Annotated in this window: 15 protein-coding genes and 1 pseudogene; 14 read left to right on the forward strand and 2 right to left on the reverse strand. The window is 72.1% G+C overall.

Annotated features, from left to right (window positions below):
• Positions 1–133 precede the first annotated feature (133 nt).
• Positions 134–1600 (reverse strand): aminopeptidase P family protein, encoded by a 1467-nt coding sequence (locus ACFFXY_RS07900; protein ID WP_382348060.1) that lies wholly within the window; start codon positions 1598–1600, stop codon positions 134–136.
• Between the two features lie 133 nt (positions 1601–1733).
• Here ACFFXY_RS07900 and ACFFXY_RS07905 point away from each other — a divergent pair, with 133 nt between their 5' ends.
• The 12 genes and pseudogenes from ACFFXY_RS07905 to ACFFXY_RS07960 all read left to right on the forward strand — a co-directional run bounded on the left by ACFFXY_RS07905 (position 1734) and on the right by ACFFXY_RS07960 (position 12054).
• Positions 1734–2054 carry a ribbon-helix-helix domain-containing protein gene (locus tag ACFFXY_RS07905; protein WP_382348063.1) on the forward strand — a complete coding sequence of 107 codons (321 nt, stop codon included), beginning with the start codon at positions 1734–1736 and terminating at the stop codon, positions 2052–2054.
• Positions 2051–2446, forward strand: a complete 396-nt coding sequence (locus ACFFXY_RS07910) for a hypothetical protein (protein WP_359955733.1) — start codon at positions 2051–2053, stop codon at positions 2444–2446. Before ACFFXY_RS07905 ends, ACFFXY_RS07910 begins: the two co-directional genes overlap by 4 nt.
• Positions 2447–2477: 31 nt before the next feature.
• Positions 2478–2945 carry a PH domain-containing protein gene (locus ACFFXY_RS07915; RefSeq protein WP_382348066.1) on the forward strand — a complete coding sequence of 156 codons (468 nt, stop codon included), beginning with the start codon at positions 2478–2480 and terminating at the stop codon, positions 2943–2945.
• Positions 2946–3296: 351 nt separating this feature from the next.
• Positions 3297–3935 carry a translation initiation factor IF-3 gene (gene infC / locus ACFFXY_RS07920; RefSeq protein ID WP_382348069.1) on the forward strand — a complete coding sequence of 213 codons (639 nt, stop codon included), beginning with the start codon at positions 3297–3299 and terminating at the stop codon, positions 3933–3935.
• Between the two features lie 70 nt (positions 3936–4005).
• Complete coding sequence (gene rpmI, locus ACFFXY_RS07925; protein WP_382348072.1) at positions 4006–4200, forward strand: 50S ribosomal protein L35; 195 nt, start codon at positions 4006–4008, stop codon at positions 4198–4200.
• A 48-nt stretch (positions 4201–4248) separates the two neighbouring features.
• A complete protein-coding gene (rplT, locus tag ACFFXY_RS07930) occupies positions 4249–4632 on the forward strand; it encodes a 50S ribosomal protein L20 (protein ID WP_382348075.1) in 384 nt (127 codons plus the stop codon).
• 16 nt (positions 4633–4648) lie between these two features.
• Positions 4649–5569, forward strand: coding sequence for a TrmH family RNA methyltransferase (locus tag ACFFXY_RS07935; protein ID WP_382348078.1), 921 nt, complete (start codon positions 4649–4651; stop codon positions 5567–5569).
• 31 nt (positions 5570–5600) lie between these two features.
• Complete coding sequence (gene pheS, locus ACFFXY_RS07940) at positions 5601–6662, forward strand: phenylalanine--tRNA ligase subunit alpha (protein WP_382348081.1); 1062 nt, start codon at positions 5601–5603, stop codon at positions 6660–6662.
• A 3-nt stretch (positions 6663–6665) separates the two neighbouring features.
• Positions 6666–9149, forward strand: a complete 2484-nt coding sequence (pheT, locus tag ACFFXY_RS07945) for a phenylalanine--tRNA ligase subunit beta (RefSeq protein WP_382348083.1) — start codon at positions 6666–6668, stop codon at positions 9147–9149.
• A 137-nt stretch (positions 9150–9286) separates the two neighbouring features.
• On the forward strand, positions 9287–10837 hold the full coding sequence (locus tag ACFFXY_RS07950) for a penicillin-binding transpeptidase domain-containing protein (RefSeq protein WP_382348085.1): 1551 nt from the start codon (positions 9287–9289) through the stop codon (positions 10835–10837).
• Between the two features lie 31 nt (positions 10838–10868).
• Positions 10869–11453: pseudogene (locus ACFFXY_RS07955) on the forward strand (phosphatase PAP2 family protein); the annotation flags it as partial.
• Positions 11454–11601: 148 nt separating this feature from the next.
• Positions 11602–12054: a DUF4190 domain-containing protein gene (locus tag ACFFXY_RS07960; protein WP_382348088.1), complete on the forward strand. Its 453-nt coding sequence runs from the start codon at positions 11602–11604 to the stop codon at positions 12052–12054.
• On the opposite strand, the gene ACFFXY_RS07965 is transcribed toward ACFFXY_RS07960, so the two are convergent.
• The gene (locus ACFFXY_RS07965) at positions 12032–12439 is read right to left on the reverse strand and encodes a YrdB family protein (protein WP_382348091.1); all 408 of its coding nucleotides are present in this window, start codon (positions 12437–12439) and stop codon (positions 12032–12034) included. The two genes, ACFFXY_RS07960 and ACFFXY_RS07965, sit on opposite strands and share 23 nt — an antisense overlap.
• Before the next feature lie 115 nt (positions 12440–12554).
• Between ACFFXY_RS07965 and ACFFXY_RS07970 the strand changes: the two genes are divergently transcribed.
• The gene (locus ACFFXY_RS07970; RefSeq protein WP_382348094.1) at positions 12555–13721 is read left to right on the forward strand and encodes a sensor histidine kinase; all 1167 of its coding nucleotides are present in this window, start codon (positions 12555–12557) and stop codon (positions 13719–13721) included.
• Positions 13714–14364, forward strand: a complete 651-nt coding sequence (locus ACFFXY_RS07975) for a response regulator (protein ID WP_382348096.1) — start codon at positions 13714–13716, stop codon at positions 14362–14364. The genes ACFFXY_RS07970 and ACFFXY_RS07975 overlap by 8 nt, the downstream gene beginning before the upstream one ends.
• Positions 14365–14391 lie beyond the last annotated feature (27 nt).

The following is a 14391-nucleotide window of genomic DNA, read 5'->3' on the forward strand; positions in this document are numbered from 1 at the left end:
TGCGGTGATGCCCCCGCCGCCGGCCCGGTGCGGTGGATATAAGCCTGAAATCGGACTATACGCTCCGGGTCCGCGGGGCCGTCACCGGCCCTGCGACGCCCGGAGCGACCTGCGGTTCCGAGCGGGACTGCGGCTAGTGCGCGCCCGCGATGCGGGGCCCGGCCTCGCGCTGCTCGGCCAGCCACGTCTCGACCTCGTCGGAGCTGCGCGGGAGCCCGGCTGAGAGGTTCTCGCAGCCGTCGGCGGTCACGCGCACGTCGTCCTCGATGCGGATGCCGACGCCGCGCAGCTCCTCGGGGACCAGCTCGTCGTTGGCCTGGAAGTACAGCCCCGGCTCCACGGTGAGCACGAAGTCCTCCTGGACCGCGCCCTTGTAGTAGTGCTCGGGCCGCGAGGCCGCGCAGTCGTGGACGTCGAGGCCGAGCATGTGCCCGAAGCCGTGGAGCGTCCAGCGCCGGTAGATCAGCGAGTCCTTGTCGAGCGCCTCGTCCACCGAGCCGGGCAGGATGCCCAGGTCGCTCAGGCCCTCGGCGAGGACCCGCATGCACGTCTGGTGGATCTCCTGGAACTCGGTGCCGGGCCGGATGACGTCCATGCCCGCCTGCTGCGACGCGTGCACCACGTCGTAGACCTGCTTCTGGAGCGGCGTGAACCGCCCGTCCACGGGGATCGTGCGGGTGACGTCGGCGGTGTAGAGGTGGTGGTTCTCCACGCCCATGTCCATGAGCAGCAGCTCGCCGGTCTTGGTCGCGCCGTCGTTGGTGATCCAGTGGAGCGTCGTCGCGTGCGACCCGGCGCCCACGATCGAGTCGTAGCCCAGGCCGTTGCCCTCCAGGCGCGCGCGCGAGCGGAACACGCCCTCGATGAGCCGCTCGGAGACCGAGCCGGTCGCCGGGATGATCCGCGCGACGTCCTCGAAGCCGCGCACGGTGATGTCCACGGCGTCCTGGAGCTGCTCGATCTCCCACGAGTCCTTGCGCAGCCGCAGCTCCGACAGGACCGCCGCCAGCTCGCCGTCGCGCGTCAGCCCCTCCTCGGGGGCGTCCCCCTCGGGGAAGCGCGCGTCCAGGGCCGCGTCGAAGCCGCGCAGCACGCGGGTCCGCGCCGGGTCGGCGCCCTTGAGCGCCTCGTCCAGGCCCTCGACGTCCTTGCACGGCAAGCCAAGGCGCACCTCGGTCTCGTCGAGCGAGTGCTTGCGCCCGATCCACAGCTCGCCGTACTTCGCGGAGCGGAAGAACTCGTCGGAGTCGGTGCCCTTGCGGGGCCGGCGGTACAGGACCGCCTCGTGGCCGCCGCCGCTCGGGTGCAGGACCAGCACGCCCTCGGGGTCCTGGTCGCCGGTGAGCCACACGAAGTCCGAGCCCGCGCGGAACGGGTAGAAGGTGTCGTTCGAGCGCCGCTGCTCCTCGCCGGTGGGGACGATGAGGACCTCGCCGGGGAAGGCCGCCGAGAGCGCCTCGCGGCGCCGGGCGGTGTAGGCCGCCTGCGGCAGCGGGGCGGCGTCCAGGTCCAGCGGTCCCCACCCGGAGCGCATGAACTCCAGGAACTTCTCGGGGAACTTCGGGTCGTGGGGTCGCTCCCCGGACTTCGTCTCGGCCATCGCCGTTCCTTTCCATCGACTCACTTGTCGCGCGACTAGGGGCGCTCGCAGATGACGGTACCGCGTTCGTGAACGACCCATGACGGTCCTGGCCGCTCGTGCGGTGCGCAGCGGCCCCGCTACCCTGAGAATCGTGACCGATCGCGCCAATTCGTCGCTCAACCCGCCCTCCGGCACGGGGGCGGCGCCGTCGCGGCCGAGCGTCACCCTCCCCCAAGCGCAGCTGGAGCAGATCCGCCGCCTGGTCGCGGTCGGCCGGGCGGGCTCGGTCGACGAGTACGTCGGCGCGGCCGTCGCCGAGCGCCTCGAACGCGACCGCTCCCTCACCGAGCTCCAGGACCTGTTCGAGCGCAAGGGCCAGGGCCCCAGCGCGGAGCACCTCGCCTGGGCCCGCGAGGTCCTCGGCGTCGAGGGCAGGCCCGAAGGGAAGGACGACGGGGAGGCCCGCCCATGATCGGCGGCCGCATCCTGGATGTCTCGGCCATCGTCGGGTTCGCCACCTCCATGCCCTACCCCCAGGCCGTCGTCTTCACCGCCCTGGAGCAGAACGTCGTCCTCGCGATCCCCTCCGGCGCGCTCGCCGAGGCGTGGTCGCAGGCCCGCCGCCGCGACCGGGACGCGCTCCTGGTCCTGCTCGGCCTGCCCGTCACCGTGATCATGGACCTGGACCAGAAGTCCGCCCGCGACGTCGGGCTCATGCTGTCGCGCTCGCGCCAGCACGGGAACATCGCCGCCGGGCACGTCGCCTGGTGTGGCCTGAACCGCCCCGGGTGGCCCATCGTCACCGGGGAGCCGAAGACCCTGCTTGCATTCGATGCGAGCCTGGAGATCGACCAGCTCCCGTGAGGGGCCGGACGAGGGACAATAGAGGAGCAGCGTGACCGCCGTACAGGAGCAGTCCATGACCACCACCGGCCCGCTCGAATACCGGCCCCGGAACTCCCGCATCGGGGCGTGGATCGGCGCGGCCGTCGCGTTCTTCGGGTTCACCGCCCTGTCCTTCACCCTCGGGACGACCACCGTCGAGGGCGGCGCGGTCACCCTCGCCGACCAGGCCGCGATGATCGGCCTGGGCGTCATCGGCGCCGGGATCGCCCTGAGCTTCCTGCGGCTGCGCGTGCGCGCCGACGACAAGGGCATCGAGGTGCGCAACGTCACGGCCACCCGCTTCTTCCCCTGGCAGGTCGTCACCGCCGTCAACTTCACCGACAAGATGACCTGGGCGACCGTGGAACTGGCCGACGACGACGAGATGTCGATCATGGCGATCCAGGTCAGCGACAAGGACCGGGCTGTGGCGGCGATCAAACACCTGCGAGCGCTCTTGGAGCAGTCCCGCAGCTAGGTGCTACCATGGCTTGTCGATCGCACCGCGCTGCTCCTTCGAGCCGCGTGCGGTGCTAGCAAGCGGAGTCCAGCTCCCACCCGCAGCCGGGTCCATCGAATCCTCGCGATTCAGGACCGACTGGCGACCGGGTCACAAGACGGCGGATGACGTCCGCCGTGCTTTGGAGTGGACCCTGGCATACGCTGGGGTCTTTCTTTGTTGGGACCTCATGCCCGAGGCCGCTGGGTCACGCTTGCGCGACGAGCCGCCGGCGCACCCGCGCCGACGACGACCCGAAAGCCACAGGGGCGCCGGCGCGAACGCGTCGGCGAGCATCGCAACCAAGGAGGCCCCATCAGCGATTTGCGCGTGAACGACCAGATCCGGACCAAGGAAGTGCGTCTGGTCGGCCCGCAGGGTGAGCAGGTCGGCATCGTGTCGATCGACAAGGCCCTGCAACTGGCCGCGGACGTCGACCTGGACCTGGTCGAGGTCGCACCCACCGCCCGTCCGCCGGTCTGCAAGCTCATGGACTACGGCAAGTACAAGTACGAGTCCGCACAGAAGGCCCGTGCCTCGCGCCGCAACCAGCAGCAGACGGTCATCAAGGAGATGAAGCTCCGGCCGAAGATCGACAAGCACGACTACGAGACCAAAAAGGGTCACATCGTGCGCTTCCTCACGGCCGGGGACAAGGTCAAGATCACCATCATGTTCCGCGGCCGCGAGCAGTCGCGACCGGAGCTGGGACGCCGCCTGCTGGACAAGCTCGCGGAGGAGATCTCGGACCTCGCGGTCATCGAGTCCGCCGCGAAGCAGGACGGCCGCAACATGATCATGGTCGTCGCCCCGATCCGCCCCAAGAGCGAGATCAAGGGCGGCGGACGCAAGGGCCGCGAGCGCGGCGAGGCCGACCAGGCCCCCGCGGACGAGCAGGCCGAGCCGGTCCAGGCCGACGCCCCGGCCGAGGCCCCCGCCGAGAAGCCCGACGAGACGCCCGAGTCCTAGACCCGTGCGAACGGAAGGTGCCGGGCGCGGCGACGCGCCCGACCCGTCCGGTTGAGACAAGGAGAAACCAATGCCGAAGATGAAGTCCCACAGCGGTGCCAAGAAGCGGTTCAAGGTGACCGGGTCGGGCAAGCTGATGCGCCGCAGCGCCGGCAAGAACCACCTGATGCTGGCCAAGAGCGGCCGCTTCAAGCGCAAGGCGTCGGGCGACCAGGCGGTCTCCCCTGCCGACACCAAGCAGGTCAAGAAGCTGCTGGGCATGTAGCCCGACCCGATTGACTTCCAACCGCTTTTAACCGCAAGGAGACCAACTGTGGCACGCGTCAAGCGTTCGGTGAACGCCAAGAAGAAGCGCCGCGTCGTACTCGAAGAGGCCAAGGGCTACCGCGGGCAGCGCTCGCGCCTGTACCGCAAGGCCAAGGAGCAGCTGCTCCACTCGTACACCTACTCGTACCGCGACCGCAAGGCCCGCAAGCGCGAGTTCCGCAAGCTGTGGATCACCCGCATCAACGCCGCGGCCCGCGCGAACGGCCTCACCTACAACCGCTTCATGCAGGGCCTGGCCCTCGCCGAGGTCGAGGTGGACCGCAAGATCCTCGCCGAGCTGGCCGTCTCCGACCCGGCGGCGTTCACCGCCCTGGTCGAGGTCGCCAAGGCCGCCCTCCCCGAGGACGTCAACGCCCCGGTCGAAGCCTAGATGCAGGCGTTCTTAAATGAGCACAGATGAGCCCGGGCCGGACGCGTACACCGCGCGTTCGTCCCGGGTCGTCAACGCCCGCAAGCTCCAGCGCCGCCGCGGCCGCGACAAGGCCGAGCGGTTCCTCGCCGAAGGCCCCCAGGCCGTGCGCGAGGCGATCAGCGCGGGCGTCGTCACCGACCTGTTCTACGACCTCGACGCCGACACCCGCCACTCGGACCTGATCGACGCCGCGGTCGCCGCGGGCGCGCACGTCCACCCCTGCACCGACGAGGGCCTCGCCGCCCTCGCCGAGACCGTCACCCCGCAGGGACTCGTCGCCGTCTGCCGTTTTCTGGACCAGCGCCTCCCCGAGGACCCGAAGCTCGTCGCGGTCCTCCACGGCATCACCGACCCCGGGAACGCCGGGACCGTGCTCCGCGCGGCCGACGCCGCCGGGGCCGACTGCGTCGTCTTCGGCACCGACTCCGTCGACCCGTACAACGGCAAGTGCGTGCGCTCCTCCGCGGGGAGCCTCTTCCACCTGCCCGTCGTGCGCGCCGCCGACACCGCCGACCTCCTCGACGTGTTCGCCCACGCCCAGATCCTCGCCGCCGCCGCCGGAGGCGACGACCTGTACGCGCTCGACGCGGCCGGGGATCTCGACGCGCCCACCGTGTGGCTGTTCGGCTCCGAGGCCCACGGCCTCGACGAGGCGACCGCCGCGCTGGCCCACCGCCGCGTCGGCGTCCCCATCTGGGGGAGGGCCGAGAGCCTGAACCTCGCCGTCGCCGCCGGGGTGTGCCTCTACGCGAGTGCCGCGGCGCAGCGCAGGAAGTTAGAATGGGCTCATGTCTTACGGTCGCCGCGAATTTATCCAGCCCGCCGGGTGCGGGCTGGGCGGCTAGCCGACCACTCCTCCCCAGCGGGCTGCGGCCGCGCCGCGCGTCTTTTCTAGACTGCTGATGGTCCCGCCAGGAGAGAGACGAATGAGCACTGAGAACGAGGCTGGCCTGCTCCAGCCCGAGGCCCTCGCGAGGGCCGTGAAAGACGCCGCCGCCGCGATCGAAGCGGCCGGAAACCTCGAAGCACTCGCCGCAGCCAAGTCCGCCGTCCTCGGCGACAAGGCCCCGGTGTCGCTGGCCCGAAGGGCGATCGGTTCGATCCCCGGCCCCGAGCGCGGAGAGGCCGGGCGCAACGTCAACGCCGCCCGCACCGAGATCACCGCCGTGTACGAGGCCCGCGAAGAGATCCTCAAGGCCGCCGAGGCCGCCCGGTTCCTCAGCGAGGAGACCGTGGACGTCACCGCGCGCACGCCCCGCCGCCGCCAGGGCGCCCGCCACCCGATCAACGTCCAGATGGACCGGATCGCGGACCTGTTCGCCGCCATGGGGTACGCCATTGGCGAGGGCCCCGAGGTCGAACTGGAGTGGTTCAACTTCGACGCGCTGAACATCCACCCCGACCACCCGGCCCGCACGATGATGGACACCTTCCACATCGCCGACGGCGACGGCGGGTACGGCTCCAACATGGTGCTGCGCACCCACACCTCCACGGTGCAGATCCACACGATGCTCACGCAGGAGCCGCCGATCTACACCGTCGCGCCCGGCCGCGTGTACCGCACCGACGAGGTCGACGCGACCCACTCGCCGGTGTTCCACCAGACCGAGGGCCTCGTGGTCGACAAGGGCATCACCATGGCCGACCTCAAGGGCACCCTCGACCACTTCGCGAAGTCCGTGTTCGGGCCCGACGCGAAGACCCGCCTGCGGCCCTCGTACTTCCCGTTCACCGAGCCCAGCGCCGAAGTGGACGTCTGGTTCGCCGCCCACAAGGACGGCGCCCGCTGGATCGAGTGGGGCGGCTGCGGCATGGTCAACCCGCGCGTCCTGCGCGCCTGCGGCATCGACCCCGACGTGTACTCGGGCTTCGCGTTCGGCATGGGGGTGGAGCGGGCGCTCATGCTGCGCCACGGCATCACCGACCTGCGCGACATCATCGACGGCGACGTCCGGTTCCCGGCCGGCCTGCGAGTGGAGGAGTAGACGATGAGGATTCCCGTTTCCTGGCTCGCCGAGTACGCCGCGCTGCCCGCGGACCTGTCCACCGAGGCGCTCGACGCCGCGCTGGTCGAGTCCGGGCTCGAAGTCGAAGAGGTGGACGACCTGCGCGGGCGCGTGACCGGCCCGCTCGTCGTCGGTCGCGTCGCGTCCATCGAGGAGCTCACCGAGTTCAAGAAGCCGATCCGCCACTGCCAGGTGGAGGTCGGCGAGGCCGAGCCCCGCTCGATCATCTGCGGCGCGCGGAACTTCGCCGAAGGCGACCTCGTCGTCGTGGCCCTGCCCGGCGCCGAGCTGCCCGGCGGTTTCAAGATCGCCTCGCGCAAGACCTACGGGCGCCTCTCGGACGGCATGATCTGCTCCGCCCGCGAACTCGGCGTCTCCGACGACCACGAGGGCATCATCGTCCTCCCCGAGACCGTGCTTGAGACGACCGCGGTGGGGGAGGACGCCCGCCCGGTCGTGGGCCTCGACGACGTCGTCTTCGAGCTCGCGATCACCCCCGACATGGGGTACTGCTTCTCCGTGCGCGGCATCGCCCGCGAGGTCGCCCACCGCCTCGGCGTGGCCTTCACCGACCCGGCCGCGAAGGCCGCGGAGCCCAAGGCCACCGAGCACCCGCCGTACCCGGTGCGCGTGGAGACCGACGGCTGCACCCGCTTCACGCTCCGCGAGGTGCGCGACGTGGACGCGAACGCCGAGTCCCCCGAGTGGATGGCCCGGCGCCTCGTCCAAGCGGGCATGCGCCCACTCGGTCTGGCCGTGGACGTCACGAACTACCTCATGCTCGAACTGGGGCACCCGCTGCACGCCTTCGACCGCGACGCGCTCGAAGACGTCCTGGTCGTGCGCCGCGCGCAGCCCGGCGAGACGCTGAAGACCCTCGACGACGTCGAGCGCGCGCTCGACCCCGAGGACATGGTCATCTGCGACGCCACCGGACCGCTCTCGCTCGCGGGCGTCATGGGCGGCCTCACCTCCGAGGTCGTGCCCGGCACCCGGAACGTGCTCATCGAAGCGGCCCACTGGGACCCGGTGTCGATCGCCCGCACCTCCCGGCGGCACAAGCTCACCTCCGAGGCGTCCAAGCGGTACGAGCGCGGCGCCGACGCGGCCCTGAGCATGATCGCCGCGCAGCGCGCCGCCGACCTGCTCGTGGAGTACGGCGGCGGGAACCTCGTGGACGAGGTCGCCGACCTCGACAACCGGAAGCCGATCCCCGCGATCAGCCTGCCCGTGGACCTGCCCTCGCGCACCGTGGGCGTCGAGTACGACCGGGCCACGGTCGTCGCGATGCTCGAAGCCGCCGGGTGCACTGTGGACGGCGACGGGGACGTGCTCAGCGTCGTGCCCGCGTCCTGGCGCACCGACATCACCGACCCCGTCGACCTGGTCGAGGAGGTCGTGCGGCTGCACGGCTACGCGCACGTGCCCTCGGCGACGCCCCGCGCCATCGCCGGGACCGGCCTGACCGCCGCGCAGCGGCGCCGCCGCCGCGTCGCCCGCGCGCTGGCCGACGGCGGGTTCGTGGAGACCTACACGTTCCCGTTCGTCTCCCGCGACCGCGCCGACGAGCTGGGCCTGGACGAGAAGGACCCGCAGCGCGAGGCCGTCGCCGTGCTCAACCCGCTCGACGACGCCGCGCCGCTGCTGCGCACCACCGTCCTCGCGACCCTCGTCAACGCCGTGCGCATCAACCTGGCGCGCGGCGCGAAGGACCTCGCGGTCTTCGAGGAGGGCCTGGTCTTCGAGCCCGCCGGCGGCTGGACCGAGCTCGACGCCGTCGTGCTCCCCGTGTCCAAGCGCCCCGACGACGAGGCCATCGCGGCCGCGATCCGGCGGCTGCCGGTGCAGCCGCGGCACGTCGCCGCGGTCCTGTGCGGGCAGGCCGTGCCCGCCGGGGTCGACGCGCCCGGCCGGGCCGTCGACTGGGCCGACGCGGTCGAGGCCGCCGAACTCGTGGCCCGGGCCGCGGGCGTGGAACTCGAAGCGGCCCAAGGCCAGGCCGCGCCGTGGCACCCGGGCCGCTGCGCCGAGCTGCGCGTGGACGGCGTCGCCGTCGGCCACGCCGGGGAGCTGCACCCCGAGGTGTGCGAGCGCCTCGGCCTGCCGCGCCGCACCGCCGCGATGGAGCTGGACCTGACCGCGCTGCCGCTGCCGGGCCTCGCGCCCGCGCCGGTGGTCTCGCACTTCCCGGCGACGCTCATCGACGTCGCCGTGGTCGTCGACGAGGCCGTCCCCGCCGGGCAGGTCGAGGCCGCGCTGCGCGAGGGCGCGGGGGAGCTGCTCGACTCGCTGCGCCTGTTCGACGTGTACCGGGACGCGAAGCTCGGCGAGGGCCGCAAGTCCCTCGCGTTCAAACTGGAGCTGCGCGCGAACGACCGGACCCTCACCAACGAGGAGGGCGTGGCCGTGCGCGACGCCGCCGTCGCGGTCGCCGCCGAGCGCTTCGGGGCGGGCCTGCGCGGATAGCGGCCGCACGATCATTCGGGGCGCGGTGTCACCAGTGTGGCACCGCGCCCTTACTGCGTGTCCCGGTACGGCGTGATTTCGGAGTAAGGCCGGAGCCGCGGCATGTCGCATGGTCCGCGCCTTTTAAGGTACGTGGTGTGAATAACGGGAACCCCTCTCGCATCGGCAGGCGCCTGAGGCGGTCCGGCTCCGAAGGCGGACCCCCGGGGAGCCACCGCGCGGGCCTCGCGTACAGCGGGGCGCGCCGCGCCGCGTGGAACCTCCCCCTCCCGGACCGGTTGCGCGACATGCAGTTCACCAGGCTGCACCTCGCCGTCGGCGGCGCCGCCGCGCTCGTCGTCGCCATCGGCGCGTCCATCGTGCTCGGCAACCTCCCCGGAGGCGGCGGCGCGGGCGAAGGGGCCGACGACGCCGCGCTCCTGTACAACGACGGCCGCGCCCTCCCCGCCGACTTCGCCGACGCCCACCCGTCCCTCGTGGAGCGCATCCACGCCGAACTGGAAGCGCGCTACGGGATCACCGCCGACCAGCTCTACGACGAGGACGCCCGCCCCGACGGCTACCGCGTCGTCCTCACCCTCGACCGGGCGCTCCAGGACGCCGCCGAGGAGACCTCCGGCGAAGCGGGCGTCGTCGCCGTCGAACCCGGCACCGGCGCCGTCCTCTGCTACTACGGCGCCGAAGCCGAGACCGGCGCCGACCTCGTCGGCTCCGCCGCCCCCCACCCCTCCTCCTCCGTGTTCGACATGATCACCGCCGCGACCGCCCTCGAATCCGGCGCGTCCATCGACTCCTGGTGGAGCGACGACGACGTGGACGTCACCCTCGCCGAAGCCGTGCAGCAGAACCGCGACGGCGCCATGGACACCATGGCCGGCGAGTACGGCGCCGACACCGTCCTGGCCACCGCCAACGGCATGGGCCTCACCGCGATGGCCGACGCCGACGGCACCCTCCGCGACCTCGCCGCGGGCGACTACGACGGCCTCGACCCCGCCGGACTGGGCACCTACCCCGTGCCCGTGATCGACATGGCCGGCGTCTACGCGACCATCGCCGCCGGAGGCGAGTACGCCGAGACCCACCTCGTGGACGCCGTCCTCGACTCCGGCGGCGGCCAGATCCGCGCCCAGCAGGACCTCCGCACCAACCGGGCGATCGCCGAGACCACCGCGCAGGACCTCCAGTTCATCGGCCTCGGCGAGGCCGACGCCATGGAGGACCGCGACTTCTTCGGCATCGGCGCCGACTTCCACGGCTCCACCACCCAGTCCTGGTACGTCGGCGCCATACCCCAGCTCAGCGTCGCCGCCTGGGCCAACGGCTCCGCCGCCGCCGACGGCGGCATGCCGCTGTGGCGCAACGTCATCGACACCGCCATCGAGACCAAGGGGTACGAGGCCGAACGGCTCCCCGGCGCCTCCGGCGAAGGCGAGGACCTCACCGACGGCATCGAGGACGACGGCTCCATGGACCCCGACGGCGAGTACTGCCGGGCGCACCCCGACGAGGCCGCGTGCGCCGCGTCCCAGAGCCCCACCGAGGCCGAGTCCTCAAGCGAGGCCGAGGAGACCAGCGAGGAGCCCGAACCCGAGCCCACCACCTCCTCCGAACCCGAGCCCGAACCCACCACCTCATCGCCCGAGGAGACCACCAGCGAGGAGTGCACCAGCTGGCCCTTCTGCTGACCGGGCCTCCGCAGGCCCTACCATGCAGCCCATGACTCCCAACGGCTTCCCGAAGTCGCGCACCGCGCTCGCCCTGGCGGTCCTCGTCCCCCTTGGAGTCCTCGGGGACGCGATCTGGATCCGCCTCGCCGGGACGCCGCCGTTGCAGGGCCTCGACGACCGCTGGAACACCCTCGTCGGCGGCCCCGCCGACGGCGTCCGCTGGCAGCTCGCGCAGCTCCTCAACCGCCTCGGCGGCGAACCGGGCCTCGCGCTCCTCGCCATCGCCGTCGTCGCCCTGCTCATCGCGAAGCGCTGGCGCTCCGCCGTGTTCGCGTGCGCCGCGGTCGCCGCGACCTCGCTCGTCGTGGACGTCGTCAAGCGCGTGGGGGAGCGGCCCCGGCCCCTCGACGTCATGGTGGACACCGGCTCCTGGGCCTTCCCGTCCGGTCACGCCGCGCGCATGGCCGCGTTCGTCGTCATCGTCGCCGTCGTCTGGATCCCCGCCCGCCACCTCAAGACCTGGTGGCCGATCGCCGTGTTCCTCACGGTCCTCATGATGGGCGCCCGCACCTGGCAGCACGCCCACTGGCTCACCGACACGATCGCGGGCGCCGCCGCCGGATGGGCCGTCGCCGCCCTCGTGTGGTTCGCGTGCACGCCACTGCTCGACCGCGAGCGCGCCGACCGCGAGGCCGTGGACGCGCCCGTGACGACCGACGCCGGTGGCCCCGGTGCCTTACGCTCGGCTGGATACCCGAAGCACGCAGCAGCAGAGGTGCCTGATGTCCACGCCCGACCCCACGCCCGACCCCCAAGCGCCGCAGGCGCAGTCGCCCGGCCCGGCGGCCTACCCGCCGCCGCCGTACCCGCCGCAGGTCCCGTACCCCCCGCCCTACGGGTACTACACGCCGCCGCCGCCCGTCAACGGCATGTCCATCGCCGCGCTCGTCCTCGGCATCGTCGGCGCGTGCAACCCCGTCGGCGTCCTCGGCCTCATCTTCGGGATGATCGCCAAGCGCCAGATCGCCGAGCGCGGCGAAGGCGGCGACGGCTTCGCCACCACCGGGATCGTGCTCGGCTGGATCGGCGTCGCCTCGATCGTGTTCTGGATCCTGTACGTGATCTTCTGGGTCACCACGGTCGGCACGATCGTCGACCACATCGACGACCTGCCGACGAGCGACCCCACCGACTGGGACTACAGCGTGGTCCTCACGCTCCTCGGGGCCGCCTGAAGTACGTGACGGCGGCCGTGTTCGCGGCGGCGAGCACCGCGAACGCGATCGCCGCGGCGGGCAGGCCGAGCCCCCACAGCGCGAACGCGCCCGCGCCGAACGCGACGGCCTTGACCGCCACGGTCCCGGCCACCGGCAGCGGCACACGGGCCTTGGGCGCGGCGAACGCGCCCCACAGGGCGATGAGCGCGCCGACCGCGGCGACGGCGATGAGCAGCCGCGTCCACAGCGCGTGGTCGAGGTCGAGCGCCCACCAGGCGACGAAGACGAACAGGGCCAGTTCGAGCACGAGCGCGACGAACGAGTTGGCCATCACGAGGTTGCGGAGCACCCCGCTGTACCGTTCCCACTCGGGACGGAACTGGGGAGGATTCACCTGGGTCACCCGAACATGATGAACCCTCCGGGACGCGTGGGGACCGTTGGGTGCGACCAAAGTCGGAGCCCGGCTCCCCTCCCGGACCGAGGCCGCGCGCCCCGGGACGTGATGGGATGGGGGCATGACCAGTCCGCCCGGCCTCCTGCGGCGCATCCGCAGAGGCGACCTCATCGCCGCCGCGGTGATCTTCGTCCTCGGATCGCTCTTCATCGGGCTCGGCGTCTTCGAGCCGTACATGGTCGACCTGCCGCTGTGGGTGCGGTTCCTGCCCTTCGGCCTCACCTGCCTCGGCGTCGTGGTCCGTCGTGCCTCCCCGGGCCTGTGCCTCGCCCTCGGCACCCTCGGCTTCGGCACCGAGATCGCCATCGGGGTCACGTTCGCCACGATCTGCGTCTACACCGACAACCTCTACGCGTTCGCGCGCTACGGGCCGCGCCGCGGCCTGCGCATCCTCACCCCGGCCGTCATCGCCGGCGTCCTCGCCCTCGGCGGCCTCGTCCTCCTCGAAGGCGCCGACACCGCCGCGGTCCTCACCACCCTCGCGATCCTCGCCGTCGTCCTCCTGTCCCCGATCGCGACCGGCATCATCGTCCGCCAGGCCCACGACCGCGCCCAGCTCGAACGCGAGCGCGCCGAGCAGATGGCCCGCCTCGCCGACGTGCGCCGCCGCGAAGCGGTCCTGCGCGAGCGCACCGTCATGGCCCGCGAACTCCACGACACCGTCGCGAACTACCTCTCCGCGATCGCCCTCCAGTCCACGGCCCTCCAGTCCCGCAAAGACCTCGACTCCGACGCCGTGCGCACCTCCATCGCCGCGATCCGCGCCTCCAGCGTCGACGGCCTCGCCGAACTGCGCCGCATCATCGGCATCCTCCGCGCCGGAGACGAAGGCGAGGAGCTCGCGTCCTACCGCATCGACCAGATCCCCGAACTCGCCGAGCGCATGAGGGCCGTCGGCCTCAAGGTCGAGTTCCGCACCGAGGGCCCGGCCCGCCCGCTGCCCGGCGAGGTCGAGCTGACCGCGTACCGGGTCGTCCAGGAGTCGCTCACCAACGCCCTCAAATACGGCCGCGACGCCGTCGCCGCGATCGAGTACCGACCGGGGACACTGGTGGTCACCGTCGTGAACGCCTTGGGCGACAAGGAAGAAGCGGTGCCCGGAGCCGGATCGGGCCTGGTCGGCATGACCGAGCGCGTCCGCCTCCTGGGCGGACAGGTCCACGCCGGACCGGACGGCGACCGCTGGGCCGTCCGCGCCGAGATCCCGACAGGAGTTACGGATGATTAAGGTCCTGCTGGCCGACGACCACGGCGCGGTGCGCGCCGGACTGCGGATGCTCCTGGAGAGCGCGGGCTCCGAGGAGGGCATCGAGGTGGTCGGCGAGGCCGCCGACGGGGTCGAGGCGGTCGCGCTGGCGAAGGCGCTGCGGCCCGACGTGGTGGTCATGGACATCCGCATGCCCCGCAAGGACGGGATCGCGGCGGCCGCGGAGCTGCGCGGCGTCGCCGACGTCCTCGTCCTCACCTCGTACGGCGACGACGCGAACGTGTTCGACGCGCTGCGGGCGGGCGCGAGCGGGTTCCTGCTCAAGGACGCCGACGCGGCGACGCTCGTGGAGGCGGTCCGCACCATCGCGCGCGGGGACGGCCTCATCTCGCCCGCGGTCACCCGCGGCCTCATCGCCGAGTTCGCGCGCTCCAGGCCCGCGTACGCGCCGATCGAGGCGGACGCGGCGGGTCTGGCGGCGCTGACGCCGCGCGAGACCGAGGTGCTGGCCCTCATCGGCGAGGGCATGTCGAACGCGGAGATCGCCGCGGACCTCGGCATGGCCGAGGCCACGGTGAAGTCCCACGTCACGCGCGTGCTCGCCAAGCTGGGCCTGGCGAACCGGGTCCAGGCCGCCATCTTTGCGCGTGAACAGGGGCGATAGTCACATCCCACCCAGCGGAATATCCCT

The organism is Glycomyces mayteni (assembly GCF_042428885.1).
GTDB lineage: Bacteria > Actinomycetota > Actinomycetes > Mycobacteriales > Micromonosporaceae > Glycomyces > Glycomyces mayteni.

Bases quoted from the DNA above. Each gene is read 5' to 3' on its own strand.
- rpmI (WP_382348072.1), top strand. From the start codon at position 4,006: ATGCCGAAGATGAAGTCCCACAGCGGTGCCAAGAAGCGGTTCAAGGTG.
- ACFFXY_RS07970 (WP_382348094.1), top strand. From the start codon at position 12,555: ATGACCAGTCCGCCCGGCCTCCTGCGGCGCATCCGCAGAGGCGACCTC.
- ACFFXY_RS07975 (WP_382348096.1), top strand. From the start codon at position 13,714: ATGATTAAGGTCCTGCTGGCCGACGACCACGGCGCGGTGCGCGCCGGA.
- ACFFXY_RS07910 (WP_359955733.1), top strand. From the start codon at position 2,051: ATGATCGGCGGCCGCATCCTGGATGTCTCGGCCATCGTCGGGTTCGCC.
- ACFFXY_RS07960 (WP_382348088.1), top strand. From the start codon at position 11,602: ATGTCCACGCCCGACCCCACGCCCGACCCCCAAGCGCCGCAGGCGCAG.
- ACFFXY_RS07935 (WP_382348078.1), top strand. From the start codon at position 4,649: ATGAGCACAGATGAGCCCGGGCCGGACGCGTACACCGCGCGTTCGTCC.
- pheS (WP_382348081.1), top strand. From the start codon at position 5,601: ATGAGCACTGAGAACGAGGCTGGCCTGCTCCAGCCCGAGGCCCTCGCG.
- ACFFXY_RS07900 (WP_382348060.1), bottom strand. From the start codon at position 1,600: ATGGCCGAGACGAAGTCCGGGGAGCGACCCCACGACCCGAAGTTCCCC.
- pheT (WP_382348083.1), top strand. From the start codon at position 6,666: ATGAGGATTCCCGTTTCCTGGCTCGCCGAGTACGCCGCGCTGCCCGCG.